The organism is Cobetia sp. SIMBA_158 (assembly GCF_046566945.1).
In the GTDB taxonomy this organism is placed as follows: domain Bacteria; phylum Pseudomonadota; class Gammaproteobacteria; order Pseudomonadales; family Halomonadaceae; genus Cobetia; species Cobetia amphilecti.
In genome coordinates this window covers 13,167-34,041 of sequence record NZ_JAWJYL010000002.1, presented here as the reverse complement: position 1 = coordinate 34,041, position 20,875 = coordinate 13,167, and the positions used below count along the sequence as shown (strand labels likewise).

The 20,875-nt window shown below is 60.0% G+C and carries 17 protein-coding genes; 5 read left to right on the top strand and 12 right to left on the bottom strand.

The genetic code is table 11. The annotated features are described in order from the left end of the window. Nucleotides 1-78 precede the first annotated feature (78 nt). From R2R70_RS04135 to speB, 3 genes are all read right to left on the bottom strand, one after another. Entirely contained in the window at nt 79-1,764 is a 1,686-nt protein-coding gene (locus R2R70_RS04135; RefSeq protein ID WP_410977341.1) for a 5-guanidino-2-oxopentanoate decarboxylase, read from the bottom strand. 75 nt (nt 1,765-1,839) lie between these two features. After that, nucleotides 1,840-3,156 (bottom strand): YjiH family protein, encoded by a 1,317-nt coding sequence (locus tag R2R70_RS04130; protein WP_131433041.1) that lies wholly within the window; start codon nt 3,154-3,156, stop codon nt 1,840-1,842. Nucleotides 3,157-3,496: 340 nt separating this feature from the next. Further along, entirely contained in the window at nt 3,497-4,447 is a 951-nt protein-coding gene (gene speB / locus R2R70_RS04125) for an agmatinase (protein ID WP_054556970.1), read from the bottom strand. Between the two features lie 390 nt (nt 4,448-4,837). On the opposite strand from speB, the gene R2R70_RS04120 reads away from it, so the two are divergent. From R2R70_RS04120 to R2R70_RS04110, 3 genes are read left to right on the top strand one after another with little or no spacing between them, the layout of a single operon-like run. After that, nucleotides 4,838-6,505, top strand: a complete 1,668-nt coding sequence (locus tag R2R70_RS04120) for a sigma-54 interaction domain-containing protein (protein ID WP_410977340.1) — start codon at nt 4,838-4,840, stop codon at nt 6,503-6,505. Nucleotides 6,506-6,524: 19 nt separating this feature from the next. Then, nucleotides 6,525-8,117, top strand: a complete 1,593-nt coding sequence (locus R2R70_RS04115; protein ID WP_410977339.1) for an AAA family ATPase — start codon at nt 6,525-6,527, stop codon at nt 8,115-8,117. Next, nucleotides 8,114-8,992 (top strand): hypothetical protein, encoded by an 879-nt coding sequence (locus tag R2R70_RS04110; RefSeq protein ID WP_410977338.1) that lies wholly within the window; start codon nt 8,114-8,116, stop codon nt 8,990-8,992. Before R2R70_RS04115 ends, R2R70_RS04110 begins: the two co-directional genes overlap by 4 nt. A 33-nt stretch (nt 8,993-9,025) precedes the next feature. Here R2R70_RS04110 and R2R70_RS04105 read toward each other — a convergent pair whose 3' ends face one another. Further along, a complete protein-coding gene (locus R2R70_RS04105; protein ID WP_410977337.1) occupies nt 9,026-10,135 on the bottom strand; it encodes a hypothetical protein in 1,110 nt (369 codons plus the stop codon). A 159-nt stretch (nt 10,136-10,294) separates the two neighbouring features. Between R2R70_RS04105 and R2R70_RS04100 the strand changes: the two genes are divergently transcribed. After that, nucleotides 10,295-10,801 carry an OsmC family protein gene (locus R2R70_RS04100; RefSeq protein ID WP_410977336.1) on the top strand — a complete coding sequence of 169 codons (507 nt, stop codon included), beginning with the start codon at nt 10,295-10,297 and terminating at the stop codon, nt 10,799-10,801. Nucleotides 10,802-10,981: 180 nt separating this feature from the next. On the opposite strand, the gene R2R70_RS04095 is transcribed toward R2R70_RS04100, so the two are convergent. The 6 genes from R2R70_RS04095 to R2R70_RS04070 form a co-directional block, all read right to left on the bottom strand. Further along, nucleotides 10,982-11,650 (bottom strand): RraA family protein, encoded by a 669-nt coding sequence (locus R2R70_RS04095; protein WP_131432145.1) that lies wholly within the window; start codon nt 11,648-11,650, stop codon nt 10,982-10,984. Between the two features lie 22 nt (nt 11,651-11,672). Then, a complete protein-coding gene (locus R2R70_RS04090) occupies nt 11,673-12,977 on the bottom strand; it encodes a TRAP transporter large permease subunit (protein WP_043334963.1) in 1,305 nt (434 codons plus the stop codon). Nucleotides 12,978-12,980: 3 nt separating this feature from the next. After that, nucleotides 12,981-13,490, bottom strand: a complete 510-nt coding sequence (locus R2R70_RS04085) for a TRAP transporter small permease (protein WP_052384734.1) — start codon at nt 13,488-13,490, stop codon at nt 12,981-12,983. A 10-nt stretch (nt 13,491-13,500) separates the two neighbouring features. Further along, the gene (gene dctP, locus R2R70_RS04080; protein ID WP_043334967.1) at nt 13,501-14,490 is read right to left on the bottom strand and encodes a TRAP transporter substrate-binding protein DctP; all 990 of its coding nucleotides are present in this window, start codon (nt 14,488-14,490) and stop codon (nt 13,501-13,503) included. A gap of 162 nt (nt 14,491-14,652) precedes the next feature. Further along, complete coding sequence (locus R2R70_RS04075) at nt 14,653-14,946, bottom strand: hypothetical protein (protein ID WP_410977335.1); 294 nt, start codon at nt 14,944-14,946, stop codon at nt 14,653-14,655. Between the two features lie 133 nt (nt 14,947-15,079). Next, nucleotides 15,080-16,507: a sodium:solute symporter gene (locus R2R70_RS04070; RefSeq protein ID WP_192838900.1), complete on the bottom strand. Its 1,428-nt coding sequence runs from the start codon at nt 16,505-16,507 to the stop codon at nt 15,080-15,082. A gap of 187 nt (nt 16,508-16,694) precedes the next feature. Here R2R70_RS04070 and R2R70_RS04065 point away from each other — a divergent pair, with 187 nt between their 5' ends. Further along, nucleotides 16,695-17,783, top strand: coding sequence for a LysR family transcriptional regulator (locus R2R70_RS04065; RefSeq protein WP_410977334.1), 1,089 nt, complete (start codon nt 16,695-16,697; stop codon nt 17,781-17,783). 108 nt (nt 17,784-17,891) lie between these two features. On the opposite strand, the gene R2R70_RS04060 is transcribed toward R2R70_RS04065, so the two are convergent. Together R2R70_RS04060 and R2R70_RS04055 are read right to left on the bottom strand one after the other, a co-directional pair. Further along, complete coding sequence (locus R2R70_RS04060; protein ID WP_215822869.1) at nt 17,892-19,412, bottom strand: aldehyde dehydrogenase; 1,521 nt, start codon at nt 19,410-19,412, stop codon at nt 17,892-17,894. After that, complete coding sequence (locus tag R2R70_RS04055) at nt 19,409-20,779, bottom strand: Zn-dependent hydrolase (RefSeq protein WP_410977333.1); 1,371 nt, start codon at nt 20,777-20,779, stop codon at nt 19,409-19,411. The genes R2R70_RS04060 and R2R70_RS04055 overlap by 4 nt, the downstream gene beginning before the upstream one ends. Nucleotides 20,780-20,875 lie beyond the last annotated feature (96 nt).

Here is a 20,875-nt window from a genome sequence, read left to right as displayed (position 1 = left end):
GAGCGTAAGCGCTCTCTAATGGAGGCTTTTGTTGAGGCTGATCTCTTGAAATGTGTCCCAGGCCAGCCTCAGGCGTTATCAGTGAGAGACTTTGGCATTCCATCCCGCCGCGTCGATTTCCACCAGCAGCGGGGCGCTTGCGTCGCGCTCGCTGATCGCTGTCGCCAGCTCACTGGGGGAGTCGATCGCCACGGCGGCGCAGCCGAAGCCCTGGGCGAGCAGCTGGAAGTCGGGGGCCTTGATGTCGACGCCCAGCCGCGTGACGCCGGCGTTGTCCATGAAGCGGCGAATCTCTTCATAGCCCTGGTTGTGCCACAGCACGATCACCACCGGCAGCTGTTCTTCCACCGCGCAGGCGAGTTCGGACAGCGTGAACATGATGCCGCCATCGCCGACCAGCGCGATCACCGGCAGGTCCGGGCGGCCCAGAGTCGCGCCCATCGCGGCGGGTAGGCCGTAGCCGAGCGTGCCGTAGCCGGTGGAGGCATTGAAGTAGCGGCGCGGCGCCGGCTGGCTGAGCAGATGATTGGCGGCGTAGACGGTCGCGCAGGAATCGCCGACCCAGATCGCCTCCGGCAGTGCTTGCTGGAGGGTATCGAACAGCGGCACGTAGGGCGCGAAGGCCGGGTCAGTCGGCAGCGCGAGGGCCTCAAGCGCCGCAGCGGTGATCTGCGCGCCGCGTGTCTTGCCTGCCTTTGCGTCAGCTGTTTCAGCCGGCTTGTCATAGGTTTCCCCCAGGCCGCCGACGACTCGCGCGGCGAGAGTCTCCAGCGCCAGGCCGGCGTCGGCGACGATGGCGAGTGTCGCCTGCTGGTTGCGCGCCAGCTGTTCGGGGTCGATATCGATGCGGATCAGCTGACCGCCGATCACGAAGCCATCATCGAACACCACGTCGTAGTCGGTCTCGCCAAGTTCGGTGCCGATCGCCAGTACCACATCGGCGTCGCGCGCCAGTTCACGTACCGCAGGCAGCGCGGCGTTGGCACCGAGATCCAGCGGGTGGGCGCTGCCCAGCAGGCCCTTGGCATTGATGGTGGTGACGGTGGGGGCATCGAGTGCCTCCACCAGCTGGCGGGCCGCCTCGGGCGCAGCGACACAGCCACCGCCCAGCAGCACCAGCGGCCGCTCGGCGCCTTGCAGCAGGCTCACGGCGTCAGCGAGCAGGGCCGGGTCCGGCGCGAGGCGGCCGATGCGCGGACGGGTGAAGTCATGCGTGGTGCGACCGGCGGGTGGTGGGATCTCGGCATCGAACAGGTCGATGGGAATCTCGATATGCACGGGGCCGGGGCGGGCGCCCTCGAACAGCGCGAAGGCGCGGGCCAGCACTTCCGGCAGCGCGGCCGGGTCGAGCAGGGTGTGGCTGAAGCGCGCCACGCCCGATACCAGCTGCTGCTGGCTGGGCAGCTCGTGCAGACGTCCCTGGCCACGGCCGAGGGTGTCGGTGCGATTGACGCTGGAGATCACCAGCATCGGGATGGAGTCGGCCAGCGCCTGTCCCATCGCGGTGGTGATGTTGGTCATCCCCGGGCCGGTGATGATGAAGCACGCCCCGGGCTTGCCGGTGCTGCGGGCATAGCCATCGGCCATGAAGCCGGCGCCTTGTTCGTGGCGCGGGGTGACGTGGCGAATGCTGCGCGCGGCGGGATCGGCATCCGGCTCCAGGCCACGGTAGAGCTCGACGGTATGCACGCCGGGAATACCGAAGACGGTGTCGACGCCGTAGGTGTCACGCAGCAGTCGGATCAGGAGTTCAGCACAGGTCATGGCAGGTTATTCCAATGACGGGAGCACCGTGGTGCTCCCGTATGAGATGAGAAACAAGTTGAGTGCCCGCTTGGCTCAGAACACGAACAGATGCGCGATACCGGCGATGATCGGCAGGGTGATCAGCGTGCGCAGCACGAAGATGGCCACCAGCTCCCAGATCTTGAGCGGAATCTTCGACTTGAGCAGCAGGGCACCGATCTCGGACATGTAGATCAACTGGGTCAGTGACAGGCAGGCGATCACGAAGCGGGTCAGTTCGCTGTCGATGTCCTTGGCCAGCACCGCCGGCAGGAACATGTCGGCAAAGCCGACCAGCGTCGCCGGGGCTGCCTCTGCCGCGTGAGGAATCTGCAGCAGTTCCAGCAGCGGAATCATCGGGTAGGAGAGCCAGGTGAAGACCGGCGTGAACTCGGCCAGCATTAGCGCCACGGTACCGATGGCGATCACCACCGGCAGCAGGCCGAGGAAGATGTCCGCCACGTTGAAGCCGGCCGATTTCACCAGCTTGAGCGGGCCCGGCGCATGCTCGGCGCGCGCGACGGCCATGCCGAGTGAGTAGCGCAGCACGCCACAGTCGCTCTGGTTCTCTTCGCTGATCTGACAGCCGACTGGCTCGTGGTAGTCATCACGCTTGCGTGACAGCGGCGGCAGACGCGGCACGATGACGGCGGCGATCAGGCCCGCGATGACGACGGTCAGATAGAAGGGCACGAACAGGTGGTTGATGTTCATGAAGCTGGTGACCAGCAACGCGAAGGCGATCGAGACCACCGAGAAGTTGGTGGCGATCACTGCCGCTTCACGCTTGCTGTAGAAGCCCTGCTCGTACTGCTGGGTGGTGATCAGCACGCCGACGGTGCCGGAACCCATCCACGAGGCGGTGGCATCGATGGCGCTGCGCCCGGGCAGGTTGAAGATGGCGCGGAACGGGCGACGCACCAGGCTGCCGATGAATTCCATGAAGCCGAAGTCGACCAGCAGCGGCAGCAGAATGGCCGCGAAGAAGAAGAAGGTCAGCAGTACCGGCGCGAGATCATTGAGCATCACGCCGCCGGTGAAGGCCGCGGTGACCTGGGTCGGCCCCCACTGGAAATAGGTCATCAGCGCGAAGATGGCGCCGAGGGCGCGCATGGCGAACCACACAGGAGAGACGTCGAACAGCTCGTGCGCCGCGCCCTGACGTGCCCAGGCCGGCTTGGCTAGCTTGACGAAGCCGGTGAGGATCACCGACAGACACAGCACCGCGACGGCGATGGCGGGCAAGGCGCTGCCGAGCGTGGCCTTGAGCCAATCGGCCATCAGGCCCATGCCGATATTGATGGTGTCGCCGACACTGAACGGCACCAGGAAGAAGCTGACGCCGAGCAGTGACGGCACCAGGAATTTCATCAGTCCCCTGGCCGTGAGCGGCACGGGACGGGTGGCGATGAGGTCTTTCTGCGCCTTCTGTGGCTTGGCGGTCTCAGGCTGTTCAGCACCTGAGCCAGAACTTGATACGGAACTTGAGACAGAGTCAGAAATAGCGCGGGGCGGCGTATGGTCCGCCGCGGAGTCGATGCTGGTTGTCATTCGGGTCACCTAGATCTTGTTGTAATGGTCAGGCTCTAGCCGAGCATTGTGTGATGCATCATGCCGTATCGTGTCGGGTGATTCTGTGTGCGCCGAGGGCGGGACGGGCCCCCGGCGCGGGTACAGCAGGACAGCGGGTCATTCGTGGGTTGTTCGTGGATCAGTCGCGCTGTTGCACGCCCGGCAGTACACACAGCATTTCGTAGAGCAGGGTCGCGCCCATCAGCGCGGTGTTGCCGCTGGTGTCGTAGGGCGGGGAGACTTCCATCAGGTCACCGCCGACGATGTTGAGGCCACGCGCGCCGCGCACGATCTCCATGCCCTGAGGCATGGTCAGGCCGCCGGCTTCCACGGTGCCGGTGCCGGGGGCGACGGAGGGGTCCAGGCCATCGATGTCGAAGGTGATGTACACCGGGCGGTCGCCCATCATGTCGCGCACTTCGGCCATCAGCGGCGCGAGTGACTTGAACCAGCACATTTCTGCGGTCTCGACACGGAAGCCCTGCTGGCGGCACCAGTCGAAGTCATCGGCGGAGTAGCCGGTGCCACGCAGGCCGATCTGCACCACGCGATTGCTGTCGAGCAGGCCTTCTTCCTGGGCGCGACGAATCGGCGTGCCGTGGGCGATGGGCTCGCCGAACATGTGGTCGTTGACGTCGGCGTGGGCATCGATGTGGATCAGGCCGACCGGCCCGTGCTTCTTGGCGATGGCGCGCAGCACCGGCAGGGTGACGGTGTGATCGCCGCCCAGCGTCAGCGGTACGCAGTCGTGGCGCAGCACCTCATCGTAGAACTGCTCGATGATGTCCATGCTCTTGGGAAGGTGGAAGGTGTTGATCGGCACATCGCCGATGTCCGCCACCTGCAGGCTATCGAAGGGCGCGGCACGGGTGGCCATGTTGTAGGGGCGCAGCATGCGCGATTCATCACGGATCTGGCGCGGGCCGAGACGCGCGCCCGGACGGTTGGAGGTACCGATGTCCAGCGGAATGCCGATGAAGGCGGCGTCCAGGCCTTCCGCGGTTTCCTGAGCCGGCAGACGCATCATGGTGGCCGGGCCGCCGAAACGTGGCATGTCGTTGCCGCCCAGCGGCTGATTGAACTCGCTCATCTGTCTCTCCAGGGTCTTGAGTCGCTCGCGCTAGCGTGACGGCGAGCGGGGTATTGTGATTGTTCGCCTGATCGGCAGGCCGGACGGTGGCATGAAAGCCGGCGATCTTCCTTGGCGCATACCCCAGCATTGCAGTAACCATGCCAATTTTTAGTCAATTGATTTTATTGGATTTTATTTGAGGGTGGTGTCTGAGTGATTCATTTCTGGATCACTAGCGCACTGATAATGATTCAAAAATGGATCACTGATTCATTTGTGGATCACATTCGGGCATCATCGAGAGTGTCTTCAAGCGCAGTGCGACAAAGAACTGCTAGAAAGAAGCGATAGAAAGAAGCGCTGGAAAGCCCCGCCCCGATTCACAGGCTCGACCATGAGGTGCCCGCCATGTCAGAGCTCGACCGTCAGATTCTCAAGACCATCATCGACACCGCTCATGATCACTACTTCGTGGTCAATGCGGATGGCCAGGTGACAGATGTCAGCCCCGGCGCCGCGGCGGTCTATGGCATGACCCGCGAGGAGTTGTGTGCCGCCAACGTGCATGAGCTGGAAGCCAGCGGCGTGCTCAAGCCCTCCATCAGCCTGGAGGTGCTGCGCACGGGGCGCACGCTGCAGATGATGCAGCTCACCGCCACCGGGCGGCGGGTGGTGGCGCAGGCGCATCCGGTGTTCGTCGCGGGCAAGCTCGAGTGCGTGGTCAGCCGCTCGATGGATCTCACCGATATCCAGCTGTTGCAGCAGGAATACGCGGTGCTCCAGCAGCGCTTCAGTGATCACCTGCGCCGCAATTCGCGCGGTGGCGAGCTGGGCGGCGTCAGCCAGGGAGAAAGCGATTGGGCAACGGCGGGGGCAGGGCAATCAGTCCAGGCCACGGAGCAATATGCACAGAGCCAGGCTGAACAGCGGCAACGTGAACAATCAGCGCGCGAGCAGGCCGAGTGCGAAGACGCCGCGCTGGAGCTGGGCGAGCTGCAGGTCAGAAGCCCGGTGATGCGCGAGATCGCGCTGCTGCTCAAGCGGGTTGCGCCCACCAACGCCACGGTATTGATGCTGGGTGAATCCGGGGTCGGCAAGACGGCCTTCGCCCATCAACTGCATCGCTGGAGCCAACGCGCCGACGGCCCCTTCATCGAGGTGAACTGCGGCGCCATCCCCGAGAGCCTGTTCGAGTCCGAGATGTTCGGCTATCAGGCCGGTGCCTTCACCGGCGCGGGTAACCGTGGCAAGGCGGGCCTGATGGAGCAGGCCGAAGGCGGCACCCTGTTCCTCGATGAAATCGGTGAGCTGCCGCTGGCCACCCAGACCAAGCTGCTCAAGGTGATTCAGGACGGGATGATCACCCGCCTGGGCGACACCACCACCCGCCGCGCCGACTTCCGCCTGGTCGTCGCCACCAATCAAGACCTCGCCGCCCGCGTGGAGCAGGGCCAGTTTCGCCTCGACCTCTACTACCGCATCAATGTGCTCCCCGTCAGCCTGCCGCCGCTGCGCGAACGCCGCGAAGATATTCCCGCCCTCATCGAGCAACACCTCTCCCGCCTCAATCAACGTCACGGCCGCCGCAAGCTCCTCGACGCCTCGTTATGGCCCATCCTCATGCGCCAGGACTGGCTCGGCAATATCCGCGAACTGGAAAACTGGCTGGAACGCGCCTGGCTCAGCGCCCCCAGTGATGTTATCGACAGCGACTCAGTGAAAACACTGCTCAACACTTGTTCCACGAATAACGCTAATGGACTAGGCAATTCATTTGGCTTCAGTAATGACAAATCTAATGGAATAGGCGTTACTGAAAGTTTTACCACTGCCGATAACTCTCATCGTCCCAATTCCCTCTCAGAGCCTGCCGCTGAGGGGGCGGTAGCCATGCCAATACCAAAACTCGGCCCCAACGAAACCCTCAAGGAAGGCCTGGCACGCATCGAAGCACAATGGCTACGCGAGATGGCAGCCGAGCTGCCCAGTACCTATGCAATAGCGAAGAGGGCAGGAATCAGTCAGCCGTCGGTGGTGAGGAAGTTGAGTAAGTATATATCACGTAATTTTGCGTAGGTTTAATAAGGATCGCCTTATGATTATTTATGTTGCCTCAGGGAAGGGCATACCTCTAGTTAATAAAGTTAATTGCATTGTTTTGTTTGAGGATAGTTGGAACGACTATTCCTTTTTTACTATGTTTAGCTTGATGTATATAGATGAGAATGGCAATAGGATAAATTTAGGGAGGATAAAAATAGGATTTAAAGGCCAGACTGAGGATCAAAAGACTATATCAGAGCTGGACAGTATAATGTTTGATCTTGAGGACAGGTTCTTTTCCGTAGGTGAAGACGTTGAGTTATATAGAAATATATCCAGTTTAGGAGGCGATAAGTCAAGAGCTATCTTGAAAAGCTTGCGAGATATAGTATTTGACAATAGTCTCATCGAGGAAAATAGAAATGAAGATGTTCTGAGTAAATCATTGCTGCGTGAATTCAGTGTTTCTATGTTAAAAGGGCAGCTAAGAAGTGTTTTACAAGGAAATTCTGAATGTACCAACTATGAATTTAAGTTTGTGCGACCCGAAACTCAATATTGTGGTCGTGTAAGCCTAGATTTCGATGTAATAGCTTACTCAAAACCTGCGACAAATATCCATGCTTTAATAGGGCGAAATGGAATTGGTAAAACCACTTTGCTTAACGATATGATATCAAGTGTTATAGATCCTAGTTCTACTTGTGCTCGTTTTTATGAAAACTATACTGATTCACAGAGAGTTATTTCTAAAGATTACTTCAGCAGGCTGATATCAGTATCATTTAGTGCTTTCGATCCATTCTCTCCTCTTAATGATCAACCTGATCCAGCCAAAGGCACATGTTATTACTATATAGGCCTTAAAGATACGTCTAGTTTAGGGAGTAATAGAAGTATCGAAGATCTTTATAAGTTGGGTGCGGAGTCCTTGGTTAATTGTTTTATTAGAGAGCCTAAAACTACACTTTGGCGTAGTGTGGTTGAGAATTTAAGTTACGACATAGGTTTTGCAGACATTGATATAAATCGCCTTGAATCCAGTTTTAGAAAGGTTGAAGAAATATTTTCCCAAACGATTCTACGTGATCGTAGTTTTACTGATAGTCGTAGATTTATTAATACATATTATAGATATATTTTACCATTATTGAAGACAATGAGCTCAGGCCATGCGATTATAATTTTAACACTAGCACGTTTAGTTGCTACCGTAGAGGATAAAAGTTTAATTATAATAGATGAGCCTGAAAGCCACCTTCACCCTCCGTTGCTATCACTATTTATCAAGTCTTTGTCTGATTTGCTTTATGTTAAAAACGGAGTAGCAATATTAGCAACACATTCCCCTGTCGTCTTGCAAGGCATTCCTAAATCATGTGTATGGAAGATTTATAGGAATGGAAATAGTATTACACATGAACGACCTTCCATGGAGACTTTTGGTGAGAATGTTGGTGTTTTAACATCCGAGGTTTTCAATTTAGAAGTAGCTCGTTCAGGATTTCATGCCTTACTAGCACAATCGGTTGGCGAAGGTGCTAGTTACGAGGAGATAATTAAAGAATATAGAGGGCAGTTAGGACTCGAAGGACGAGCTATATTAAGAGTGCTTTTGGCTAAGAGAGAGAGGGATGCTCAATGATGCGCATTGAAGGCTTGAGTTTTTCTTATGCCGAAGTTATAGAAATTTGTTTGACGGGAATTACCGGCAATGATGGATTAAGAGAGCGCTTAGATTCTAGCAGGTATTCGTTAACTAGGGTGGCGGAAGATTATACTGAACTTGGTGAGCGAGGATTGCTTAGTGATATTGTACCTTTAAAGAATGGCATGGGCATAAACCCTATTGTTTTGGAGGGCCTGAATAAGAAGGAGTTGATTTCACTCTACAACTTGTATTTTGTAAACAAGCAAAAGCCAGAGGCTAGAAAGATATATAATGAAATCATGAGCTTGGCTAAAGAGCGATGCCCTTTTTGTGGTGGAATCGGCAAACCTAGGAACTTAGATCATTATTTGGCAAAAAAATATTATCCTCAGTATTCTATACTCCCTCAAAATTTAATACCTTCATGTCTTGATTGTAATATGGTAGGAAAAGGCCAGTCTCTTGCAGAGAATGCTGCAGAACAAGTTATTCATCCATTTCTTGATGATAATAAATTTTTTAATGAGCAGTGGATATTTGCAGAGTATCGAATTAACGGTGTAGGGCGGGATCTTGGAGTAATCCATTATTATGTAGATCCACCCGAGGAATGGAACGATATAGATAAAGGAAGGGTTAGTCAGCATTTTGTAGCATTTGATATAAATAAGATTTATTCATTGCAAGCAGTGGATAATTTGCAGGCAATAATAAATCAAGCAAATAAGTTGCGCGAATATGGTTTTAATAATGAAGACATCGTTACTACATTGTTACAACCAGCTTTAGATGTTGATATGATACCTAATCATTGGAAAAGAGGTTTTTATCAAGCATTGAAAGATTGGTATTTAAATGATAATTTTTGATTTTCAATATTAGTGCTGCATGGGCTAAGTTAACTACCGGTGTTTATAGTCAGCCTCCATCACCACCAAACTCCCCATCACCCCTTCACACAACGGCTTGATCTCGCTGAAGCTGTCATCGACGGCGAGGTCTGTCTTGGCTTTGGCGTAGGTGGTGCCGTCGGCGGTGGGGTGGTAGCTGGTGCAGTGCAGGCGGATCAGCTTGTCGTCGAGGAAGAGACCGTATTCGCGGGTCTGCGAGGTGATGGGCGTGCCCTGGTGTCGTTGTGTCATGGCGATATCGAACCAGTAGACCTGACGGTGATCCACTCGGGTCAGGCCGGAGTCGAGCATCTGGCTGTTGATGGGCGCCCATTGCGCCAGTTGGTCCGTGGCGGCCATTACCTTGAGCTGCGCGTCGCTGACGGTGTCGCCATGCAGATCATAGATCTCGAGGATGATCATGTCGGTGCCGGTACCCGCCTGACTCTGCCACTTCTGCACGATATGCGGCAGGCGACCCTCGGCGGCAGACCACGAGGCGGGCAAGTGCAGCGCCAGGTTGATGCCCTGTGACTTGGCGTGGCCCTTGGTGTGGAATTCCTGAAAATAGCCGTCGTACAGCTCGTATACCGGCTCGATCTGATACTTGGTCGCCAGCAGAAATTCCTTGAACGGTGAGGGCAGGTATTCCCCTTGGGCACGCAGATGAATGGCCTCGATGAAGCGGGCCGCGAAGTCGCTGGTCAGCTTGTCGGTGGTCAGCTGGGAATCCAGTTCCTTCTTTATCTGACGGCGGATGCCCTCCAGCACTTCTCGCGCGTGGTCCTTGCCCATCAGGGTGGCGAGGTTTTCCGCCAGACGATGGGTGATGTTCGGGAAGGCATTCTTGAAGTAGGCGGAGGCCAGCTCCGCATCCGGCGCGAGGCCGGGATACTCATCGGCGATGCGTGACAGCGTGATGTCCTGGGCGATGACGAAGCCGTAGGTACTGCTCAGCGTATTGATGACCTTGGGCGTGGGGCGAAACTGTGCGGCTTCGGCGCGTGCCGAGGCACCGGGGGTAATGAGACATAAGCCCAGGCTCAGGCCCAGTCCGAGCGTCAGGGCGGCGGCGGCCAGCCCGGGAATTGCCCCAAAGGAGCGTGTTACGGCAAACGCCATGCGTGACATCCTGTCAGAGTGCGATCGATTCAATCCTATCATCGGCCTACGGTGACTTCTTGCGTGCTGACGCTGTTCAGATGCCTAATCAGGCAGAAGTATCAGACTGCGCGTCATGCGACGCACGCGGTTTCCCTTGTGAGAGAGCAGCAGACAACGATGTCCAGACGACACCAGTATTCGGTTGAACTTGAGTGGACCGGCAATCGCGGTGATGGCACCCGCCATTACACCGCCTATGAGCGTGATTTCGTGGCCCGTGTCAGTGGCAAGCCCAGCCTGGCAGGCTCCGCCGACCCCGCCTTTCGGGGCGACGCTGGCCGCTGGAATCCGGAAGACATGCTGGTGGCCTCGGTCTCGGCCTGCCACAAGCTGTGGTATCTGCACCTGTGTGCTGAGGCCGGCATTCGTGTCATGAGTTATCACGACCACGCCGAGGGCACGATGCAGGAAGGCGCGCCCGCCGCTGATGACAAGACTCAGACAGAGAACCAGGGCGAGGCGGGACGCTTCACCTCCATCGTGCTGCGCCCCGAGATCACGCTGGCCGCCGGTGACGATATCGCGCTCGCCCATGAGCTGCACCACCGAGCGCATGCGCTGTGCTTCATCGCCAATTCGCTGAATTTTCCGGTCAGCTGTGAGGCGGTGATCACCCATCAGTGATGGGTAGCCCTCAGCCCGCGTCGGACTGACCGTGTCCGACCGACCGTGTCATACTGACCGTGTCAGAACCCAAAAAGGCCACCAGAGCAATCTGGTGGCCTTTTTTGGTTTCAGCGTCTCTCTAAAGACTCAGCATCACGCTAAAGAATCAGCGTCTCGCGGGCGAATCAGAAGGGTGGATCAGCCGCGTGCGTTCACTTCCTCGATCAGCTTGCTGGAGCCGGTGAGGTCCGGTAGGCAGGCGCCGTCGGCGATCTTCGCCAGCAGCACTTCTTCCGCTTCTTGCACCTCGATGGCGTGGCTGGCGATGGCCGAGACTTCCTCGGGCGCCATCACGATGACGCCGCTTTCATCGGCGAGGATGGCATCGCCCGGATTGACGACGACACCGCCGATGCTGACCGGCACATTGAGTGCGCCGCCGATACCGGCGAAGCGGGTGGTCAGCGAGGCGACACCGCGACTCCAGACCGGGAACTGCTTGTCGCGAATGGTCAGCGCATCGGTGGCCATGCCGTCGATCACCACGCCTGCCACGCCGAGGCGCGAGGCGACTTCCGTCATCACGCCGCCCCAGCAGGCGCGGTGGCGATCGCCCTGACGATGCACGATCAGCACATCGCCTGGTCGCACCAGGCGCATCAGGTGGTTGAGCAGGGTGCCGTCTTCCGGCGGCAGCGAGACGGTGACGGCGGTACCGGCGATGCGCACCTCGGGCAGCATGCTGGCAATCGCCGGTTCGACGAAGCCGTGGGTGTGGAAGTGGCCGATGGTGGCCGTCTCGCACTGCTTGAGCTGTTCCAGCCGTTCAGGCGCGACCTGCGCTGGCATGTCATTGAGTTGGTACATGGAAGTCTCTCGTCGTGGTCGGTCAGATCAGGCTGGGCAGGAAGGTCGTCAGCCACGGGGCCCAGTAGAGCATCAGCATCGCGAACAGGAAGCAGATGACGATCGGCCAGGCCGCGGCGTAGATGGTCTGCATCGGCGTCGCCGGGGCGGCGCCTTTCACCGCGAACAGGTTGTAGCCGAAGGGCGGGGTCAGACTGCCCACCGAGATGTTGATCAGGAACAGCGTCCAGAACCACACCGGATCAAAGCCATACAGCTTGACCAGCGGCGCGTAGATGGGAATCACCACCATCATGAAGGCGATCTGGTCGATGAACATGCAGGCGATCAGCGGAATCAACATCAGGATCAGCAGCATCCACACCGGGTCGAGATCCAGCCCGGTCACGCTGCTCACCAGACCGCTGGTGGCGCCGGTGAAGCTCAACAGCTGCGAGAACAGCTTCGAACACGCCAGGATCAGGATGATCATGGTGCTGACCTTGAGCGAGGACATCACCGCCTCGCCGGCCATCTTGAACGAGAACTTGCGGTAGTAGGCCGCGACTACCAGCGAGCCCAGTACGCCAGTGGCGGCGGATTCGGACGGCGTGGCGATGCCGAGCAGAATCAGGCCGAGCACGGCGAAGATGATGATGGTGAACGGCAGCATGTTGATCACGGCGCGGCGCTTTTCCTGGGCCGTGCCGCCACCGCTTTCATCGACGGGCGGCGCACGGCGCGGGTCCATCGTGATGCGCACCTTCACGTAGAGGATGAAGAGTGCGGCGAGCAGGATACCGGGCAGAATACCCGCGATCAGAAGGCGTGCGATGGAGACATCCACCATCGAGCCGATGATGATCACCAACAGGCTCGGCGGGATGATCGGCGCGAGACTCGCACCGCCCAGAATCAGGCCGATGGAGAGCCTGTCGTCATAGCCGCGCTCCTGCATGGTCGGCAGCGCCGAGCGGCTGAGCATGGCGGTCACGGCCAGCGCCGAGCCGGACAGGGCACCGAACAGCGTCGAAAGGGCGACGACGAAGAAGTAGAGGCGACCCTTCATGCGGCCCATCAGGGCATCCAGCGAGTCGAAGATCACATCGATGGAGCCGGAGCGGAACAGCAGCTCCCCCATCAGCACGAACAGCGCGATGGTGGTCAGCGTCTCCGAGGTCATGCTGTCGTAGACACTGTTGGCGAACATGCCGAAACCGGCGGTGCCCATCAACCACAGCGTGCCGAGCACGTTGATGGTCAGGAAGGCGGCGAAGACGGGAATGCCGAGGGCAAACAGGCCCATCAGCAAGGCGATGGCCAGGCCCAGAGAAGTATACCATTCCATGACTCAGGGTCCTTTTCTGGCGGCGGTAGCCGGGGGCGTCGCGCGGGTGAAGGCGTGGCGCAGGAAGTACAGGGCGGCGCTGATCATCGCGTAGGCGATGAAGCTGGAGACCCAGTACTTGGGAATGTCGAGGCCCATGGCGGTGGTGGTGTGGTAATTGAACTGACGCAGGCTTTCCTGCACGCAGATCCAACCGGCCACGGCGCAGACGGCGCCGGTCACCAGGGCGAGGAGACGATCATAGAAGGCGCGCGCGGCAGGGCCGAGGCGCTCCGGCAGCACGGTGATGGCGATATGGCCATGGGTGCGTGCCAGTTCCGGCGTTGCCAGCGAAATCGAGAGGCATAGCAGGTAAGCCACCATCGCGCCGGACCACAGGGTGGGAGAGTTGAAGAAGTAGCGCGCGATGACTTCCAGCCAGAAGCACAGGACGATGCCACACAAGGTGACACCGCCCAGAAGGAAGCCTGCTCGCGTCACGCCGTCATGCACACGTGCAAGCAGGGTTAGCATGGTGGATTCCTTACTCGCTGACGGTGGTCAGGTTCTTCTCGATCGCCAGTTCACGCATGGCGGTCACCGTGTCCGGGGTCTTGTCGATGCCCAGCTGCCAGATACCGTCGGTGACGAGGGCATCCAGACGCTCGGCGTCTTCCGGTGCGAATTCGGTAGGCTGCATGCCGGCTTCGTCCAGCGCCTTCCACTCTTCGACTGCCAGCTCATCCAGGATCGGGACGATCTCGGTTTCCAGCTCACGCCCTTCGTCGAGCAGCACTTGCTGCTGTTCCGGCGACAGGGTGTTGAAGGCGTTCAGGTTCATCAGCACGAAGTTGTAGGTCTGACCGAAGGTCGGCTTGGAGTAGTAGCCGGCGACTTCCTGCCAGCCCATGTCCTTGACGCCATTCAGGCCCCAGGCCGCGCCGTCGATCACGCCACGGTCCATCGCGGAATAGACATCGCCACTGGACATCAGCACCGGCGTACCGCCCAGGCCCTTGGTGACGTTGGTATAGGTGGGGCTGCCGCGCAGACGGCGGCCATCCAGACCCGGCGTACCGGTGATCGGCTCCTTCAGCACGTACTGGAAGCCGTGGCTGCCCAGCGGCGGAATCGCGATCAGCTTGAGGCCCAGGCCGTTGTAGTGCTCATCGACCATGTCCCACAGGCCGGATTCACGCGTCTGTTCCGGATTCACCGCCACGCCATCCATCGCGGCGCCGACGCCGGTGGTGTTGGTGTGATAAGCGGCGTGGGTATACAGCAGCTGGAAGACACCGGCCGCGACAGGCTGCAGCTGCTCGAAGGGCGGCACCACATCCGGGCCGGTCAGCTTGATGGTGAGGTCGGCGGCCTTGTTGGCTTCGACTTCCTTGATGAAGCGCTGGGCAATCTCGCGGGAGTAGGCAGTGGTCTGGTCGTAACTGGACAGCATGCGCAATTCGGTGGCCATGGACTGGGTGGCCGGGAGGAGAGCGAGCAGCGGGAGCAACAGAGCGGGCTTGAGGGTTTTCATAGCAGTATCCACGTTATCGTTATTGTGAGCGGGGCAGTGCATGCGGGACTTCTCGTGACCATGATGCTGCGTCCGGGAGATGCATGCGGTACCTGTCCCTGCTTCTTGTTGTGATGGTACGCCTTCAATCTATGAGGCCCTCCCTTCGCGGTCAACGAATCATCAGCCTTTTGGGCTTTCAAATTTCAATACGCAGTATTTGCCAAATTTATGTAAGAAAACATGTGTGTATTGCGCGGTGACAACATGCGGGGATTCCGATGAGAAATTGGCCGATTGATGACAGAAAAGGCAGCCAAGTCGTCGCAAGGATAGTCGGCAGTCGCTCACGAAAAACCTGCCTGAAGGCATCTGCTCGGTCAGCAGAATGGTCATCGGAATGGCCATCATGGTGACCAGCAGAATGGCTATCAGAGTGGCGCGCAGGAAAACCGCAGAGCGATGGATCCTGAACACAGCAAAGCCCCTGTTGCCGATGCTCTCAAGTGGTCATCGGCAACGGGGGCTTTCGGGTGGTACATCACTACTTGATAAGCACTGAGCGCAACTGTTCTCTCAGTCAGTCAGCTCGCCAAGTCAGTTCGGTCAGTCAGCGCGCCGCAGACTCGGTCGAGAGGCTCAGGCTCGGCTTGCGCAGCGCCAGCGGCATCAGTGCCAGCGAGACCGGCAGGCCGATCATCACCGGGTGCAGGCCGAAGGGATGGCCCAGCACCTGCCACAGCACGGCGGTGGCCAGCCCGCCCCACATCATGATCACCCCGCCACGCGGGTCTGGCGTGCGACGGCACAGCGCGACCACCGTCGGCACCAGCACACCGCAGACCAGCATCGCGCTGCCGAGAATCCAGATATCGAGCAGACGCGGGGCATAGAGCGCCAGGCCCAGCGAAATCAAGGACATGGCGACTACCGAGTGGCGGCTCATGCGCAGCATGAAGGCATCATCGCGGCCCTTCATGCGCGGCTTGATGATGTCATTGGCGATGGAGGACGCACCGGCGATGAAGAACGAATCCGCGCACGAGATGATGGTCGCCAGCAGCACGACGACCATGCTGACCATCAGCGGCAACGGCAGGGTGGCCTTGATGATGGCGTAGAAGGACAGGTCCGGATTGGCGACCGCGATATCCAGCCCCAGCTTGGCGAAGGCGCCGATCAGGACCACGGCACCGCCGACCAGCAGTGTGAAGACGATGGCGACGGCGTAGCCGGTGCGTGCCGCCTTGAGGCTGCGCGCGGCCCAGAAGCGCTGCCACAGGTCCTGGCGCACGAACTGATAGGCGCCGATGGTCAGCATGTAGACCGCCAGTTCATGCCCGGAAATGCCGGTCAGGCTCAGGAAGTCAGGGTTGCCTTCGGGCATGGGGGCCGCGCTGATGAACTCCCAGCTGCCGCTGGCGTAGTAGACGGTGACCAGCAGGAAGAAGATGCCCAGGGTCTGCAGGGTGCCCAGGATGGCATCTGACCAGATGACCGCCATCAGGCCGCCCAGCCATGTCTTGGCGGTCAGCAGTGCCCAGGTCAGCAGGATGCCCACCGGCAATGCCAGGCCGAACACCAGCTTGAGCACCGTGGCCACGGCCACGAACTGCATGCCGGTGATGGCCGCGTAGGCACACAGGATACTGAGTAGCGTCGGCACCCTGACGCCTTCGCCAAAGCGACTGACCAGGAAGTCGGCCAGGGTCACCATGTTGAGGCGCTCGCCCTCGGCGTGGATCTTGCCGATGAAGAAGTACAGCGCAATGCCTGCGAAGGTCATGCCCACCGGCAGCCACAGCTGGCCCATGCCGAAGGTGTAGCCCTTGGAGACGAAGCCCAGCAGGGTAGAACCGCCGACGGCGGTACCGATCAGCGTACAGATCAGCGGGAAGGTCGAGGTGGAACGGCCTGCGACATTGTAATCATCATAGGTCTTGATGCGGCGGAAGAAATAGAGCGAAAGCCCCATCAGAAATACGCCACATGCTATGATCATGATCGAGAGAATGAAGGTTTCTCGGGTATCGAACATCGTCGTGTTTTCCGCTTTATTGATATTGTATTGATCGTCATTAGTGTCTTGAGCGAAGGGGAATATATCACTCGAGGGCAGACGTTGGTGACGCGGTGCTGACTTTATTACCATCTGGCGCACCACCGGGAGTGCGTTTCATTGCGCTCTTGCCGGTCGCGCCACTTTCGGGACAGGAACAATCGCCATGCGACCCATACATGACACGCTGGACTGGAACCTGCTGAGAACATTCATCGTCATCGTCCAGGAGGAAAGCGTCAGTCGGGCCGCGGCGCGTCTCTACCTGTCACAGCCAGCGGTGAGTCTGTCACTCAAGCGCCTGGAAGAGCGCCTGGGGCAGCGTCTTATCGAACGGGACAGTCACAGTTTTCGCGTGACCGGGGCGGGGCAGGTGGTCTATCGCGAGGCGGTGGAGATCTACGCCAATGTGGCGCGACTCGCCTCTGAGGTGGGCAATAGTCATACGGAGATTTCCGGACATGTCTCGCTCCTGTTCATCACCGGCATTGAATGCCGTTTCCTTGATAGCGTGTTCGCACGCTTTCACCGCTGTTTCCCCCAGGTCACCTTCTCGATCCAGGAAATGTCCAGTCACGAGGTGCAGCAGGGCTTGCTGCAGCGCCAGGGGGCCTTGGGTATCTGTCTGGCCCAGCAGACGCCTGAACAGCTGATGTCCCAGGTGCTGGCGCGCCAGAATTACCGCTACTTCTGTGGTCGCATGCATCCGTTGTTCGGCCAGCAGAACCTGCCGATGGATGCGCTGCGCAATGAACGCTATGTCTCCTTTGGCAGTGAGCAGCTGGATGGCGTGCTGTCACCGCTGGCGATGTTCCGTGCCCGCGAAGGCGTGCAGGGCCCGGTGATCGGTCAGTCCAGCAGCCTGCAGGAAATCCGCCGCATGGTGCTGGCCGGTTGGGGCATCGGCTGCATGCCCGAGCACATCGTGCGCCGTGAAGTCGCGGAAGGAGAGTTGTGGCCCCTGCCGCCCTACGGTGGCGTGGCCGATATCGACCTGCACCTGATGTGGCACCGCGAGGCACGTTTCAGTGCCGCCGAATCCACCTTCGTCAACTTCATGCACAACGCGCTGGCCAAGGTGCCGCTGGAAGAGCGTCTGCATCGCGGGCTGGAAATGCAGCCCGCCGCGGCCTCTGCCGCAGCCGACGGTGTGCCGGCCAGTCGCGACCCGCTTGCCGCCGTGCATGCCGATCCTGATGCTGAACGGCCCATGTCCGACGAGAATGAGGGCGAGGGCACGGGCGAGACCGTCTAGACCGAATTTCAGTTTCAAGCCCCATTTCTCGACGACCACCATCGGCACCGCTGCCTCCTGCAACATAGGATGGCAGCGGTGCCGATGGTGGGTGGGTCGTCACAGCCCTCAGTAGGCGAGATTGATCCAGGTGGTCTTCAGGTCGGAGTACTTGTCCAGCGCGTGCAGTGACTTGTCGCGCCCGAAACCGGACTGCTTGACGCCACCGAAGGGCACGCTGATATCGCCATCGGCGTAGCAGTTGACCCACACCAGACCCGCCTTGAGACGCCGCGAGACACGATGGGCCCGTGCCAGGTCGCGGGTCCACAGACCAGCGCCCAGCCCGTAGATGGAATCATTGGCCAGTTCGATGGCCTCTTCCTCGCCGCTGAAGCGGGTCACGCCGAGCACCGGGCCGAAGATTTCCTCGCGCATCACGGTGCTGTTCTGGCCGCCTTCCACGATGGTCGGCTCCAGATACCAGCCGCCGGCGGTGGCGTCGCTGGGCGCGATCGCCTGACCGCCCTGGTGCAGCGTCATGCCTTCCGAGAGCGCCGTCTCGACGAAGCCGAGCACCTTCTCGTGGTGGTCCGCGCTGACCAGTGCGCCCATGCGCGTGGCCGGGTCGAGCGGATCACCGGCCGGCATGGCGCGGGCGCAGGCGATCAGGCGCGGCATGAAGTCATCGAAGATGGCCTCATCGACATACAGGCGCGAACCGGCGATGCAGACTTCGCCCTGATTGATGAAGATGGCATCGGCGGCAGCGCGTGCGGCCTGGTCCAGGTCCGGGCAATCGGCGAACACGATATGCGGTGACTTGCCGCCACACTCCAGCCACACACGCTTGAGGTTGGAGTCGCTGGCGTAGCGCATGAAGCGCTTGCCGGTCGCGGTGGAACCGGTGAAGGCCAGCGCATCGACTTCCATGTGCAGGCCGAGCGCCTGACCCGCCACCGCGCCCAGGCCCGGCGTGACGTTGAATACGCCCGCCGGAATGCCGGCTTCATCGGCCAGTGCCGCCAGACGCAGCGCACTCAGGCTTGAGGCTTCGGCCGGCTTGAGCACCACGCTGTTGCCCAGCGCCAGCGCCGGCGCGAACTTCCAGGAGGCGATCATCAGCGGGAAGTTCCACGGCACCACCGCCGCGACCACGCCCAGCGCTTCACGGGTGATGGTGGCGTGCACGTTCTCGCCGGTAGGCGCGATCTCGTCGTAATGCTTGTCGATGGCCTCGGCGTACCAGGCCACCGAGCGCGCGGTTTCCGCCAGATCAAAGCCCAGGCTGTCGCCGATCGGCTTGCCCATTTCCAGCGTCTGCAGCAGGGCCAGTTCTTCGGCATTGTCGCTGATCAGCTGGGCAAAGCGCTGCAGCACGGCCTTGCGGGCCTGGGGGGACTGACGCGACCAGACACCGGATTCGAAGGCGCGACGCGCGGCCATCACGGCGCGGTCGATGTCCTGCTCGGTGCAGGCGGTGATATGCGCCAGCACTTCGCCGGTGGCCGGATTGTAGGCCGGGAAGGTGTCGCAGCCGGTGCTTTCGGTATAGGCGCCATCAATGAAGGCACGCGTCTCGAAGGTCAGCGCGGCGGCGCGTTGCTGCCAGTCGGCATGCGTCAGCGGGGCGGATGTGGCAGTGCTCATTGGGCGTTCTCCGCGGTGTTGTGGGTCGCATTGGCGTCGTCAGTGTCAGTGCTGACGATGCCGGCACGCTTGAGCATCGCCAGCAGCAGGACGTTGGCGCCATCCTCGAGATCGGACGGTTCGGCGTTCTCGCTCTCGTTGTGGCTGATGCCGTCTTCGCAGGGCACGAAGATCATCGCCACCGGATTGATGCCGGCGATCTGCACGGCGTCGTGACCGGCGCCGGTTTCCATGTCGCGGTAGCTGAGTTCCAGCTCTTGACTTGCGCTGCGCACCATCTCGATCAGTTCCGGCGCAAAGGGCGTCGGCGGAATGTGCTGGACCTCGATCAGCTCGATGTCCACGCGTTGCTTGTCGCTCTGGTTGGCGGCGTGATACTTGAGGCACAGCGCCTTGAGCTGGTCGTGCATCTCGGCGAGCACCGCCGGTTCCAGGTGACGCAGGTCGACGCTGAAGCGCACCTGGCCGGGAATCACGTTGCGCGAGTTGGGATGCACATTGAATTCGCCACAGGTGACGCGACCGTTGGGCTGGTAGGCATCGGCCAGCGTCAGGATGTCGCTGACCAGCGCGCAGGCGGTCTTGAGCGCATCGCGGCGGTAGGGCATCGGTGTCGGGCCAGCGTGGGCTTCCTGACCGCTGACCACCACGTCGAACCAGTGCAGACCCAGCGAGCCGGTGACGGCACCGATGGTGATCTCTTCCTGTTCCAGCACCGGGCCCTGCTCGATATGCGCCTCGAAATAGGCGCCGAAATCATGGCTGCCCACCGGCACGTCGCCGGCATAGCCGGTACGCGCCAGTGACGCGGCAACGCTGTCGCCGTCACGATCAGTGGCGGCCAGGGCCTTCTCGAGCGGGATCAAGCCCGCATGCACGCCGGACCCCATCATCACCGGCACGAAGCGGCTGCCTTCCTCGTTGGTCCAGATCACCACTTCCAGCGGGGCTTCGGTCTCGATGCCGCGCTCATCCAGCACGCGCATGACTTCCAGGCCGGCCAGCACGCCGTAGCAACCGTCGAACTTGCCGCCGGTGGGCTGGGTGTCGATGTGGCTGCCGGTGGCGACCGGCGGCAGGTTGTCATTGCGGCCCGGGCGACGGGCGAAGATGTTGCCGATCTCGTCGACGCGCAGTGTCAGGCCAGCGGCCTCGAGCCAGCCGGTGACCAGCTCGCGGCCGGCGCGGTCTTCTTCGGTCAGGGCCAGACGGCAGTTGCCGCCCTTGGGCGTCGCGCCGATCTCGGCCAATGTCATCAGCGCGTCCCACAGGCGCTTGCCATCGACGCGCAGGGCGAGGCTATCCAGAATCTGCTGGGTCTGTTCGGTGTTGGCAGAGGGAGCTGAAGGGGTAGTGGTAGTGGACATGTTGTTGTATGACTCCTGTCGTCGCGCTCTGGCGGCATGGTTCAACTGTTCTGACTGGCGACCTTCCCGCCTTCGGGCGACGGGAAGGTCGTCCGA

Coding starts and splice junctions, on each gene's coding strand:
- R2R70_RS04135 (WP_410977341.1), bottom strand. CDS start 1,764: ATGACCTGTGCTGAACTCCTGATCCGACTGCTGCGTGACACCTACGGC.
- R2R70_RS04130 (WP_131433041.1), bottom strand. CDS start 3,156: ATGAAATTCCTGGTGCCGTCACTGCTCGGCGTCAGCTTCTTCCTGGTG.
- speB (WP_054556970.1), bottom strand. CDS start 4,447: ATGAGCGAGTTCAATCAGCCGCTGGGCGGCAACGACATGCCACGTTTC.
- R2R70_RS04120 (WP_410977340.1), top strand. CDS start 4,838: ATGTCAGAGCTCGACCGTCAGATTCTCAAGACCATCATCGACACCGCT.
- R2R70_RS04115 (WP_410977339.1), top strand. CDS start 6,525: ATGATTATTTATGTTGCCTCAGGGAAGGGCATACCTCTAGTTAATAAA.
- R2R70_RS04110 (WP_410977338.1), top strand. CDS start 8,114: ATGATGCGCATTGAAGGCTTGAGTTTTTCTTATGCCGAAGTTATAGAA.
- R2R70_RS04105 (WP_410977337.1), bottom strand. CDS start 10,135: ATGGCGTTTGCCGTAACACGCTCCTTTGGGGCAATTCCCGGGCTGGCC.
- R2R70_RS04100 (WP_410977336.1), top strand. CDS start 10,295: ATGTCCAGACGACACCAGTATTCGGTTGAACTTGAGTGGACCGGCAAT.
- R2R70_RS04095 (WP_131432145.1), bottom strand. CDS start 11,650: ATGTACCAACTCAATGACATGCCAGCGCAGGTCGCGCCTGAACGGCTG.
- R2R70_RS04090 (WP_043334963.1), bottom strand. CDS start 12,977: ATGGAATGGTATACTTCTCTGGGCCTGGCCATCGCCTTGCTGATGGGC.
- R2R70_RS04085 (WP_052384734.1), bottom strand. CDS start 13,490: ATGCTAACCCTGCTTGCACGTGTGCATGACGGCGTGACGCGAGCAGGC.
- dctP (WP_043334967.1), bottom strand. CDS start 14,490: ATGAAAACCCTCAAGCCCGCTCTGTTGCTCCCGCTGCTCGCTCTCCTC.
- R2R70_RS04070 (WP_192838900.1), bottom strand. CDS start 16,507: ATGTTCGATACCCGAGAAACCTTCATTCTCTCGATCATGATCATAGCA.
- R2R70_RS04065 (WP_410977334.1), top strand. CDS start 16,695: ATGCGACCCATACATGACACGCTGGACTGGAACCTGCTGAGAACATTC.
- R2R70_RS04060 (WP_215822869.1), bottom strand. CDS start 19,412: ATGAGCACTGCCACATCCGCCCCGCTGACGCATGCCGACTGGCAGCAA.
- R2R70_RS04055 (WP_410977333.1), bottom strand. CDS start 20,779: ATGTCCACTACCACTACCCCTTCAGCTCCCTCTGCCAACACCGAACAG.